The organism is Halomonas sp. WWR20 (assembly GCF_054602495.1).
The window spans coordinates 337667-349943 of record NZ_JBTRHR010000001.1 but is presented as its reverse complement, the minus strand read 5'-3'; the positions used below and the strand labels follow the sequence as shown (position 1 = coordinate 349943).

Genomic DNA, 12277 nt, shown 5'->3' with positions numbered 1-12277 from the left:
TTATCTGCGGTCGTTTTCCATAGAGATACCACGCCGATGATACGCCATCATAATTTCTGTGCCGGCCCCGCCGCATTGCCGACCGCCGTGCTCGAGCGTGCCCGTGATGAAATGCTCGATTACCATGGGCGCGGCCTGTCGGTCATGGAGATGAGCCACCGCAGCGATGCGTTCGTGGCTATCGCCGAAAAGGCCGAGGCCGATCTACGCCACCTGCTGAGCGTGCCGGAAGACTACAAGGTGCTGTTTTTGCAGGGAGGCGCCTCGACTCAGTTCGCGATGCTGCCTTACAACCTGCTGGGGCAGGGCGGTACTCCCAACTATCTGTATACGGGAATCTGGGGCAAGAAGGCGATCACCGAGGCCAAGCACCTCGGTGGCGCCCATGTGGCCGCGTCCAGTGAGACCAATGGGTTGACTGCGGTGCCGCGTCCCGAAGAGATTCAGTTGTCTGTCGATGCCGCCTACCTGCACTACACCGATAATGAAACCATCGGCGGCCTGGCCTTCGATTATGTGCCCGAGGTGTCGGTGCCGCTGGCCTGCGACATGTCGTCGTCGATCCTGTCCGGTCCGCTGGATGTGTCGAAGTTCGGGGTCATTTATGCCGGGGCGCAGAAGAACATCGGCCCGGCGGGGCTGACGTTGGTCATCGTGCGTGACGACCTGCTCGAGCGCGCCCGGCCCGACACGCCTACCATGTTCAACTATCGGGTCATGGCCGAGCACGCCTCGATGTATAACACGCCGCCGACCTATGCCTGGTACTTGGCGGGGCTGGTATTCGAGTGGCTGAAGGACGACATCGGGGGGCTGGCAGCCATGGACGAGATCAACGCACGCAAGGCGCGCAAGCTGTATGCGGCCATCGAGAGCAGCGATTTCTACTCCAACCCCATCGCCGAGGCCAATCGTTCGCGCATGAACGTGCCCTTCGTGCTTGCCGACGAGCGCCTCAATGCGCCATTTCTCGCCGAGGCAGAGGCCAGTGGGCTGCTGAATCTCAAGGGACATCGTAGCGTGGGTGGCATGCGTGCCAGCCTTTACAATGCCGTGCCGGAGGCGTCGGTGGACGCGCTGGTCACGTTCATGGCCGATTTCGAACAGCGCCGCGCCTGAGTCAGGAGACAATCATGAGTGACAACCTGCCGGATATCGACTCTCTGCGCCAGCGCATCGACAGTCTCGACAACGAGATTCTCAAGCTGATCAGCGAGCGGGCCAGTTGCGCCCAGCAGGTCGCCAAGATCAAGACGGCGGCCGATCCTGATGCCACGTTCTACCGCCCCGAGCGCGAAGCACAAGTGCTCAGGCGCATCATGGCGCTCAATAGCGGCCCGCTGGATGCCGAGGAGATGGGCCGGCTATTCCGCGAGATCATGTCGGCGTGCCTGGCGCTGGAGCAGCCGGTCAAGGTCGCTTACCTCGGGCCGGAAGGGACCTTTACCCAGCAGGCGGCGCTGAAGCACTTTGGCGAAAGTGCGATCAGCCTGCCCATGGCGGCCATCGACGAAGTGTTCCGCGAGGTCGAGGCCGGCGCGGTGAACTATGGCGTGGTCCCGGTGGAAAACTCCACCGAGGGGGTCATCAATCATACCCTGGATTCGTTCATGGACTCGTCCATGCGTATCTGCGGTGAGGTGGTGCTGCGCATTCATCACCACTTGCTGATGTCCAGCAACACGCGGCAGGACAAGATTTCGCGTATTTACGCACATGCGCAATCCTTCGCCCAGTGCCGCAAATGGCTCGACGCGCACTATCCGCATGCCGAACGGGTGCCGGTGTCGTCCAATGGCGAGGCCGCCAAGCTGATCAAGAGCGAATGGCACAGCGCGGCCATCGCCGGCGACATGGCCGCCAAGCTGTATGAACTCGAGAGGATCGCCGAGAAGATCGAGGATCGTCCCGACAACTCCACGCGGTTCTTGATCATCGGCAACCAGGATGTGCCGATGTCCGGCGAAGACAAGACTTCCATCGTCGTGGCCATGCGCAACCAGCCCGGCGCGCTACACGACCTGCTCGAGCCTTTCCACCGCCACAAGGTCGATCTGACCCGCGTCGAGACGCGTCCTTCGCGCTCGGGGGTGTGGAACTATGTGTTCTTCATCGATTTCAAGGGGCATGGCGAGCAGCCGCAGATCATGGCGATGCTTGAGGAGGTGCGTCTGCGTGCCGCCGAGGTGAAGATTCTCGGCTCCTACCCGGCGGGTGTGCTCTAGGATGGGGCGAATGTCGACGCCGCCGCTTCCGGACATGCCGCGTATTCTCATCGTTGGCTTGGGGTTGATCGGCGGCTCGCTGGCTGCAGGACTCAAGGCCGCCGGCTATCGCGGCGAGATCGTCGCCTGCGATCGCGATCCCGGCGAGATCGCCCGGGGCGTGGAAATGGGTGTGATCGATGCCGGAGGGAGCGAGCTCAAGGCGCTGGTGCCCGGCAGCTCGCTGATTGTACTTGCAGTGCCGGTGATGGTCATGGAAGCGGTGATGAGCGAGCTCGCGCCGTGCCTTGCCGATCAGGTAGTGACCGATGTGGGCAGCACCAAGGCGGCGATCCGTGATGCCGCGATACGGGTATTTGGCGCACTTCCCGTGCGGTTCGTGCTCGGCCATCCCATCGCCGGCTCGGAGAAGAGTGGCGTGGCCGCTTCCAATCCTAGCCTCTACCGTCATCACAAGGTCATCCTGACGCCGCAGATGGACACCGACCCTCGGGCATTGGCGCAGGTACGCGCCATGTGGGCCGCATGCGATGCGGAACTGCTGGAGATGGAGGTGGAGCGACACGATCAAGTCTTGGCGCGTACCAGTCATCTGCCTCACCTGCTGGCCTTCTCACTGGTCGATACGCTGGCGCGGCAGGATCAGCGTCTGGATATCTTTCGCTATGCCGCGGGTGGATTTCGCGACTTCACGCGCATCGCCGGCAGCGACCCGGTGATGTGGCGCGACATCTTTACTGCCAACCGCGATGCGGTACTGGCGGCGCTGGACGATTTCGAGGCCGGCGTAACGCGGCTGCGACAGGCCGTGGCCAGCGGCGACGGCGATACCATGCTGGGCATATTCGACCGTGCCAGCCATGCACGACACTATTTCGATACGCTTTTGAACCAGACGAGTTATCAGGCGATGGAACAACGCAATATCCACTATCGAGTCATGCCCGGCGGGCAGGTGCAAGGTCGTATCCGGGTACCCGGCGACAAATCGATCTCGCATCGCTCGATCATGCTGGGCGCGCTTGCCGAGGGCGTGACGGAAGTCCAGGGCTTCCTCGAAGGCGAGGATAGCCTGGCCACACTGCAGGCCTTTCGCGAAATGGGCGTGGTCATCGAGGGGCCGCACCAGGGCCGCGTCACGATCCATGGCGTGGGACTGCAGGGGCTGAAGGCGCCGGCGGGGCCGCTGTACGTGGGGAACTCGGGGACTGCCATGCGTCTGTTCGCGGGGTTGCTGGCAGGGCAGGCCTTCGATACGGAGCTGACCGGCGATGCATCGCTCACCAAGCGTCCGATGGGGCGCGTCGCCGATCCGCTGCGTGCCATGGGCGCGGTGATCGAGACTGCCGATGGCGGACGGCCGCCGCTCAAGATCAAGGGGGGGCAATCGCTCAAGGGCATCAGCTACGACATGCCCATGGCCAGCGCCCAAGTGAAATCCTGCCTGTTGCTCGCGGGTCTGTATGCCCAGGGCGAGACCCGCGTGCGCGAGCCGGCGCCGACCCGCGATCACACCGAACGTATGCTCAACGGTTTTGGTTATCCGGTGCGGCGCGAAAGTGATCTGGCCATCCTCTCGGGGGGCGGCAGACTGAGTGCCGGGCCTATCGATGTGCCCTCCGACATTTCCTCGGCGACATTCTTTCTGGCGGCCGCGGCGATTACACCCGGTTCCGATCTGGTGCTCGAACATGTCGGCATCAATCCGACGCGTATCGGTGTGATCAATGTCCTGCGCCTGATGGGTGCCGATCTCGAACTCAGCCATCAGCGCGAAGTGGGCGGCGAGCCGGTCGCCGATATCCGTATCCGCTATGCGCCGCTCAAGGGTATCGACATTCCCGTGGATCAGGTGCCGCTGGCCATCGACGAGTTTCCCGCGCTGTTCGTGGCGGCCGCCAATGCCGAAGGCACCACTCGGCTGCGGGGCGCCGAGGAATTGCGTGTCAAGGAGTCCGATCGCATCCAGGCCATGGCTGACGGCCTCAGTGTGCTGGGGGTGACCAATACGGTCTATCCTGACGGTATCGACATTGTCGGCCATGACGGCACCGGCAACGATGGCCCCAATTATGCGGGCGGGCGTGTCGACAGCCTGGGCGACCATCGCATCGCCATGGCGTTTGCCGTCGCGACGCTACGCGCCCGGGAAGCCATTATCATCGACGATTGCGCCAACGTGGCGACGTCCTTTCCGGGGTTTGTCGCCTTGGCCGGCCGGGTGGGGCTGCAGGTGGAAGAACGGGAGGGCGCATGAGTCAGGCCCAGGAACACCAGAGCGTGCCGGTTCTCGCCATCGACGGGCCCGGAGGTGCCGGGAAGGGGACGATCAGCCGGCTGATCGCCGAGCGGCTCGGCTGGCACCTGCTCGATTCCGGCGCACTGTATCGTCTGACGGCGTTGGCAGCATTGAAGCATAACGTGGCACTGGATGACGAAGCCGCCTTGGCGAACCGTGCCGGGGCCCTGGACGTGGCGTTTCTTGCCGATGGAGATGTGACGCGGGTCGTACTCGAGGGGCAGGATGTTTCCGCGACGATCCGTACCGAGCAGGTCGGCGACAGTGCTTCGCAGGTTGCTGCGCTGCCGGCGGTGCGACAGGCACTGTTGGCGCGTCAGCGCCACTTTCGCCAAATGCCGGGTCTGGTGGCCGATGGCCGCGACATGGGCACCGTGGTTTTTCCTCAGGCACAGCTCAAGATTTACCTGACGGCATCCGCCGAGGAACGGGCCCGGCGGCGCTTCTTGCAGTTGCAACAGGCGGGTCAAACTGCTATTCTTTCGAGTCTTTTGAAAGAAATACAGGCTCGTGATGCGCGCGATATGCAGCGCGCAGTGGCGCCACTCAAGCCGGCCGACGATGCTCTTGAGCTGGATACCACGAGGCTTGCGATACCGGACGTGGTGGATCGCATCGAGGGACTTCTTGCCGAGCGGGGCTATCATCCTGCGGCATAGAGGTTCGGGCATGACGACAGTGCCCTTCCGGAGACCCCGGTCAGATGTCATGGCGTGTGCGGGCAACCCCTGAAAGCCTGCGCAGGTCGAACCAGCGTTAACATCCCCGGGGATGTGTGAATAAGGCCCGTGCTCGCTGGTGGCGCGGAGGAAGGCGGCGCGACCGCCACTCAAAACGTTGATCACGTAGGAATATCATGAGCGAAAGCTTTGCTGAACTGTTTGAACAGTCTCTCCAAGACATCAACATGGAACCCGGTGCCATTGTCATGGCGACCGTGGTTGACATTGATGGTGACTGGATCACCGTCAACGCTGGCCTGAAGTCCGAAGGTCAGATTCCCGCAGCGCAGTTCCGTAACGATAACGGCGAACTGTCCATCGGCATCGGTGATGAAGTCAAGGTTGCTCTGGAAGCTGTCGAGGACGGTTTCGGTGAAACCCGCCTGTCCCGCGAAAAGGCCAAGCGCGCCGAAGCCTGGATCGAGCTGGAAGCAGCCTTCGAGAAGGACGAAGTCGTCAAGGGCGTGATCAATGGCAAGGTCAAGGGTGGCTTTACGGTCGATGTAGCCTCCATTCGCGCCTTCCTGCCGGGGTCGCTGGTCGATGTACGTCCGGTTCGCGATACTGCGCACCTCGAGCACAAAGAGCTGGACTTCAAGGTCATCAAGCTTGATCCGAAGCGTAACAACGTCGTCGTTTCGCGTCGCGCCGTACTCGAAGCCGAAAACAGCGCCGAGCGTGAAGCTCTGCTGGCAACGCTTCAGGAAGGTCAGCAGGTCATGGGTATCGTCAAGAACCTCACCGACTACGGCGCATTCGTCGATCTCGGTGGCGTCGACGGCCTGCTGCACATCACCGACATGGCCTGGAAGCGTATCAAGCATCCGAGCGAGATCGTGGCCGTAGGCGACGAAATCAACGTCAAGGTGCTCAAGTTCGACCGCGAGCGCAATCGTGTTTCCCTGGGTCTCAAGCAGCTCGGCGAAGATCCCTGGGTCAACATCAAGGCGCGCTACCCGGAAGGCACCAAGGTCAACGCCCGCGTTACCAACCTCACCGATTACGGCTGCTTCGCCGAACTGGAAGAGGGTGTCGAGGGTCTGGTTCACGTCTCCGAAATGGACTGGACCAACAAGAACATCCACCCGTCCAAGGTCGTTCAGGTCGGTGACGAAGTGGAAGTCATGGTGTTGGATATCGACGAGGAGCGTCGTCGTATCTCCCTGGGTATCAAGCAGTGCACCACCAACCCGTGGGAAGATTTCAGCAGCCAGTACAACAAGGGCGACCGTGTCTCCGGTACCATCAAGTCGATCACCGACTTCGGTATCTTCATCGGTCTGGAAGGCGGCATCGACGGCTTGGTCCACCTTTCCGACATCTCCTGGAGCGAGACTGGCGAAGAAGCGGTACGTCAGTTCAAGAAGGGTGATGAAGCGGAAGCGGTCATTCTGTCCATCGATCCGGAGCGTGAGCGTATCTCGCTGGGCATCAAGCAGCTTGAAACCGATCCGGTTTCCGAGTTCCTGGCTGTCAATGACAAGGGCTCCATCGTCACCGGGCGTGTCGTTGAAGTCGATGCCAAGGAAGCTCAGGTCGAGCTGGCTACCGATGTCGTCGCCATCCTGAAGGCCTCCGAGATCAGCGCAGACCGTGTCGAAGATGCTCGCAACGTACTGAACGTGGGCGACAGCGTCGAAGCGCGAATCGTCAGTGTCGATCGCAAGAGCCGTGGGATCAGCCTGTCGATCAAGGCGAAGGATCAGACTGAGCCGCGTCGCAGCAATATCAGCAAGCCGCGCGATCAGGAATCCGACACCTCGGGTCCGACCACCATTGGTGATCTGATCAAGCAGCAGATGGGTCAGGACTGATTCTGTCTGTCGGTGAAGCGATCTCTTGCTGTCTCTATGGTTGTTTCCGTTGAGATAGCCACCTGATCGAAGCATCAAGCTATAAAAACCGCTGCCTCGGGCAGCGGTTTTTTTATGTCAGAAAAGTGATGTGACACGTGCCTATCGCTAGGACTTATCCGGCGGGTTGCCTTCCAGCGTGGCGAGTACACCGCGCAGTATGGAGAGCTCCTTGCGAGTCGGCTGTGCGCGGGCAAAGAGCGCATGCAGATGATCTTCGGTTCGAGCATGAGGCTGGGTCAGAAATCCCGAACTGTGCAGGGCACGATGTAGGTGGGCATAAAAATGCGTCATCTGCGCCTGAGTCGGCAAGGAGGCACTGGCAGGGGGCGGTAAAGACTCGCTATCCGGCCGGCGGCGCCAGGCACGGAATACCTCGTAGCAAAGCACCTGAACCGCTTGCGAGAGGTTCAATACCCCATAGTCAGGATTGGCGGGTATGCTCACCTGATGCGTGCAATGGCGGATTTCATCATTGGTCAACCCAAACCGCTCACGGCCAAAGACCATGGCTGCCGGGGCGAGCTGTGCTGTCTCAATCAACTGCTGGGCCATGCTATCGGGTTCATCGAAGTGGGGTAGCGGCAGGCTGCGTAACCTGGCACTGGCGCCTACCACCTGGACGCAGTCCGCGACTGCCTCGGGCAGGGAATCGACGATACGGGCCTGTTCCAGAATGTCGGTGGCACCCGCCGCGAGCCGGAAGGCCTCATCGTCCGGAAAGCAACGCGGATTGACCAGTGTCAGATGACGCAGTCCCATGGTTTTCATGGCGCGTGCTGCGGCCCCGATATTACCGGGATGATAGGTTTGGACGAGGACGATGCGGAGATTGTCGAGCATATGAGTCAGCCAAATTCGAGAGTGGCAAAAGCCTAGCGGCCCCTGCGGTAAAAAACTACCCTAAACCCACTCAATCTGGGTTTGCTTTCTGCACTGACTTAACACGCAAAAGCCCCGCCGAAGCGGGGCTTTTTACAGCAGCAGCTTATGACTGCTGATGATTCGGCAGGCTGGGCCTAACTTACATCATGCCGCCCATTCCACCCATTCCACCCATGTCCGGAGCGCCACCGGCTGGCTTCTCTTCCGGATCCTCAGCGATCATCGCCTCGGTGGTGATCATCAGGCCTGCAACGGAACCTGCGGACTGCAGGGCGCTACGAGTCACCTTGGCCGGATCCAATACGCCCATTTCGAACAGGTCGCCGTACTCGCCCGTCTGCGCATTGTAGCCGAAGTTACCTTCACCATCCTTGATGCGATTGATGATGACGGAGGCTTCTTCACCGGCATTGGTGACGATCTGGCGCAGCGGAGACTCCATGGCGCGTAGCGCGATGGCGATACCGTGCGTCTGATCGGCGTTGTCGCCCTTGAGATCCTTGATCTTGGTCAGAACACGGATCAGAGCGGTACCGCCCCCAGGCACGACGCCTTCTTCGACGGCAGCACGAGTGGAGTGCAGGGCGTCTTCGACACGCGCCTTCTTCTCCTTCATCTCGACTTCGGTGGCGGCACCGACGCGGATAACCGCTACACCACCTGCCAGCTTGGCGACACGCTCCTGGAGCTTCTCGCGGTCATAATCGGAGGAAGTATCTTCGATCTGCGCGCGGATCTGGCTGACGCGAGCTTCGATATCACCCTCGACACCGGCACCATCGATGATGGTGGTGTTTTCCTTGGACATGGTGACGCGCTTGGCGTTACCCAGGTGATCCAGGTTGGCCTGCTCAAGCGTCAGACCGACTTCCTCGGAGATGACGGTACCGCCAGTCAGGATGGCGATATCCTGCAGCATGGCCTTGCGACGGTCGCCAAAACCCGGTGCCTTGGCTGCGGCAACCTTGACGATGCCACGCATGGTGTTGACCACCAAGGTAGCCAGCGCTTCACCTTCGATATCTTCGGAGATGATGACCAGCGGCTTGCCTGCCTTGGCGACAGCTTCCAGCACCGGCAACAACTCGCGGATGTTGGAAATCTTCTTGTCGACCAGCAGGAGATACGGATCTTCCAGTTCCACCGCCATGGTGTCCTGGTTGGTCACGAAGTACGGAGACAGGTAGCCACGATCGAACTGCATACCTTCAACGACTTCCAGCTCGTCTTCGAAGCCGCGACCTTCGTCCACGGTGATGACGCCTTCCTTGCCAACTTTTTCCATGGCTTCGGCGATGATCTCACCGATGCGGGAATCGCCATTGGCGGAAATGGTACCAACCTGGGCAATGGCCTTGGAGTCGGTGCAGGGCACGGACAGCTGACGAATCTCTTCGACGGCGGCAATTACGGCCTTGTCGATACCACGCTTGAGATCCATCGGGTTCATGCCGGCAGTGACGCCTTTCAGACCTTCGTTGACGATGGCCTGTGCCAGAACGGTTGCGGTAGTGGTACCGTCACCCGCTACATCGGAGGTCTTGGAAGCGACTTCCTTGACCATCTGGGCGCCCATGTTCTCGAACCGATCCTTGAGTTCGATCTCCTTGGCGACGGAAACGCCATCCTTGGTCACGGTCGGTGAACCAAAGGATTTCTCCAGAACCACGTTGCGGCCCTTCGGTCCTAGCGTTGCCTTGACGGCATCGGCGAGGACGTTGACACCACGAGCCATACGCTTACGAGCGTCATCAGAAAACTTGACCTGTTTCGCTGCCATTTTTCGATCTTCCTAAATCAGATGTGCTTGAAACGTAATGCAATCACCGAATGCTAAGCCGGGCTCAGCCTTCAACAACGGCCAGAATGTCCGACTCACTCATGATCAGAACTTCTTCGCCATCGATTTTCTGCTTCTCGACGCCAAAGCCTTCCTTGAAAATCACGGTATTGCCGACCTTGACATCCAGCGGACGGATTTCACCGTTATCGAGAATCCGGCCGTTGCCGACGGCGAGGATTTCGCCTCGGGTCGGTTTTTCCTGGGCGTTACCCGGAAGCACGATGCCGCCAGCGGTCTTCTGTTCTTCTTCCACGCGACGGACGATGACGCGATCGTGCAAGGGACGGATGTTCATTGCTCACGTTCTCCTGATGTTTGCATGTGTTGAATGCATATCCCTGTTGAGCATGGCTCAGGGTGAAGGCAGAGCCTTCTCGGTTATATGGCCTTGCGGCCGAACTTGTGTGCTGTGCCCTTGATTGGGTCGGCTAGGCCGCTTTCAAGGGGGCGGCAATGATTTTTTTTAATGTCTCGGCTCGTCTTTGGATATGAAATCCCCTTCCAGTGGCGTCTTGTCTGCGTCGTCCTGAGGGTCACGATGGGACTGGGTCTGGGAAGTGCGGGCGCCATTCGCCCAGTCATCTTGCGTATAACGAAAGGACTGTTGCTGGAAAATGCCCAGCTTGGCAGTAGCCCGCGCGAGACCGCGCCCAAGCAGTTGTCGAGAACGAGGTATCAAGCAAAGTAGCCCCAGCGTGTCGGAGAGGAATCCAGGCGCCATGAGTAAGGCTCCGCCAAAGATCAATGCCGCTCCGGTAATGAGTTCATCGGAGGGGATTTCCCCTCGAGCAAAACGTAATTGAGCCCGCTGCAATGTTGAAACCCCTTCGCGGCGTATCAGATGGAGGCCGATGCCTCCGGTCAGCAGCACCAGCAATAATGTCGCTAGCAGGCCAATCTGGCCGCCAATAGCGAATAGAACGACAAAATCTAATAGCGCAAAGAGAGTAATGAGAAACAATAAAGGCATGACCATTCCTGAAGACGCGTGATCTCCATTAAATGGTGGCATCCGTAACGATTACAAGATGGGGGTATCGGGACGGCGTCGATCCAATAGGCAGCAGCGAATCAGCAGATGTACCGGTAATGCAGCGCTGTCACTCTAGAACGGCGAATGCTGACTAAAGTCGCCCTGAGGCCTTCCTGGCGTTAGCCCTTCAGCAAAGCGGTGATGGCTCCTGACGGAAATTCCGCCAGGAAGCGTTAGGCGCGGGAATCATGCGCCAAGGCTGAGGCTCAGAAACTGACGTAATCTTCGATCTGTTTGACTGTCGCAGGGCCGATGCCATCGACGCGCGCCAGATCTTCAGCGCTTTGGTAGGGGCCGTTTTCCTCGCGATCTTTCACGATCGCTTGTGCCTTGACTTCGCCGATGCCGGGTAGATGCGCCAGGGTCTCGATATCGGCCTGGTTGAGGTTCACGCTTTGTACCGTTTCCTCGGCACTTGCGAGTGCCGTTGTGCCGAGCAAGCATGCTAACAGAAGTGCACTGAATTGTTTTTTCATTGAGGGTTCCCTGCGGATGATCCTGAGTGAGCGGCGGTTGAAGGGTCTTCTACCGTAGCGAGCTAGCATCTTGTGCTGCATCGGCATTTGTCCGGGTTTTATGTAAGAAATATGTGACAAAAAGAAACTGAAGCGTACCTGCGCGGTCTGTTTAAGAAGTCCTGCGTCTCGGAACCCTGCGGTGGCTTCGGGTACAATGCGCCTTTATCTGAGTTGCCCGGAGCGGTCATGCCTTCCCCCGAATCCCCCCTGATCATTGCCCTTGATTACCCGAATCTAACCTCTGCATTGCAAATGGCTGATGCGCTTGACCCGAAGCGATGCCGCGTCAAGGTAGGCAAGGAGTTGTTCACGCGAGAAGGCCCTCAAGCCTTAGATGCCCTGCATGAACGCCAATTCGACGTGTTTCTCGACCTTAAATTCCATGACATTCCGAATACGGTGGCCGGTGCCGTAGAGGCCGCGGCGGAACGGGGCGTGTGGATGGTCAATGTGCATGCCAGTGGCGGACGCCGGATGATGGAGGCGGCCAGAGAGCGCTTGGCGCAGCGTAATCTGACCACTCATCTGATTGCCGTTACAGTGCTGACCAGCCTTGAGCGTGTCGATCTTGCGGAAATAGGACTGGACCTGGAGCCGTTGAGTCAGGTAGAGCGCTTGGCTTGTCTGGCCCAGGAAAGCGGGATGGCAGGAGTGGTATGTTCGGCGCAAGAATCACAGCGGTTGCGGGCAATATGTGGCGAGGCCTTTCTCAAGGTGACGCCAGGCATACGGCCAGCGTCCGCTCAGGCCGGCGATCAGCGGCGGACCTTGACACCGGCGCAGGCCATTCAGGCAGGAAGTACGCATCTGGTTATCGGCCGTCCGGTTACTCAGGCGCACGACCCCATGGCGGCCCTGGCGGCGATCGAACGGGAAATCGGCTATTAAGCGCGCCTAGA

General features: G+C 59.8%; 11 protein-coding genes. 6 read left to right on the top strand and 5 right to left on the bottom strand.

Translation table 11 applies throughout. From position 1 onward, the window contains the following. The first annotated feature begins 36 nt into the window (after positions 1-36). From serC to rpsA, 5 genes are all read left to right on the top strand, one after another. Positions 37-1119 carry a 3-phosphoserine/phosphohydroxythreonine transaminase gene (serC, locus tag ACW4DH_RS01620; protein ID WP_459634600.1) on the top strand — a complete coding sequence of 361 codons (1083 nt, stop codon included), beginning with the start codon at positions 37-39 and terminating at the stop codon, positions 1117-1119. Between the two features lie 14 nt (positions 1120-1133). Then, complete coding sequence (pheA, locus tag ACW4DH_RS01615) at positions 1134-2225, top strand: prephenate dehydratase (protein WP_459634599.1); 1092 nt, start codon at positions 1134-1136, stop codon at positions 2223-2225. Positions 2226-2235: 10 nt separating this feature from the next. Further along, positions 2236-4482 (top strand): bifunctional prephenate dehydrogenase/3-phosphoshikimate 1-carboxyvinyltransferase, encoded by a 2247-nt coding sequence (locus tag ACW4DH_RS01610; protein ID WP_459634598.1) that lies wholly within the window; start codon positions 2236-2238, stop codon positions 4480-4482. After that, positions 4479-5183 carry a (d)CMP kinase gene (gene cmk, locus ACW4DH_RS01605; RefSeq protein WP_459634597.1) on the top strand — a complete coding sequence of 235 codons (705 nt, stop codon included), beginning with the start codon at positions 4479-4481 and terminating at the stop codon, positions 5181-5183. Before ACW4DH_RS01610 ends, cmk begins: the two co-directional genes overlap by 4 nt. 197 nt (positions 5184-5380) lie before the next feature. Further along, positions 5381-7060: a 30S ribosomal protein S1 gene (gene rpsA, locus ACW4DH_RS01600; RefSeq protein WP_459634596.1), complete on the top strand. Its 1680-nt coding sequence runs from the start codon at positions 5381-5383 to the stop codon at positions 7058-7060. Between the two features lie 147 nt (positions 7061-7207). Here the strand turns inward: rpsA and ACW4DH_RS01595 are convergent, their stop codons facing one another. The 5 genes from ACW4DH_RS01595 to ACW4DH_RS01575 all read right to left on the bottom strand — a co-directional run bounded on the left by ACW4DH_RS01595 (position 7208) and on the right by ACW4DH_RS01575 (position 11336). Continuing rightward, positions 7208-7942, bottom strand: coding sequence for an RNA methyltransferase (locus tag ACW4DH_RS01595; RefSeq protein WP_459634595.1), 735 nt, complete (start codon positions 7940-7942; stop codon positions 7208-7210). Between the two features lie 181 nt (positions 7943-8123). Continuing rightward, the gene (gene groL, locus ACW4DH_RS01590; RefSeq protein WP_459634594.1) at positions 8124-9764 is read right to left on the bottom strand and encodes a chaperonin GroEL; all 1641 of its coding nucleotides are present in this window, start codon (positions 9762-9764) and stop codon (positions 8124-8126) included. 64 nt (positions 9765-9828) lie between these two features. After that, positions 9829-10122: a co-chaperone GroES gene (locus ACW4DH_RS01585; protein WP_459634593.1), complete on the bottom strand. Its 294-nt coding sequence runs from the start codon at positions 10120-10122 to the stop codon at positions 9829-9831. A 168-nt stretch (positions 10123-10290) separates the two neighbouring features. Then, a complete protein-coding gene (locus tag ACW4DH_RS01580) occupies positions 10291-10797 on the bottom strand; it encodes an FxsA family protein (protein ID WP_459634592.1) in 507 nt (168 codons plus the stop codon). Positions 10798-11066: 269 nt separating this feature from the next. Further along, positions 11067-11336 (bottom strand): ComEA family DNA-binding protein, encoded by a 270-nt coding sequence (locus ACW4DH_RS01575; protein ID WP_459634591.1) that lies wholly within the window; start codon positions 11334-11336, stop codon positions 11067-11069. A gap of 228 nt (positions 11337-11564) precedes the next feature. Between ACW4DH_RS01575 and pyrF the strand changes: the two genes are divergently transcribed. Then, complete coding sequence (gene pyrF / locus ACW4DH_RS01570; RefSeq protein WP_459634590.1) at positions 11565-12266, top strand: orotidine-5'-phosphate decarboxylase; 702 nt, start codon at positions 11565-11567, stop codon at positions 12264-12266. Positions 12267-12277 lie beyond the last annotated feature (11 nt).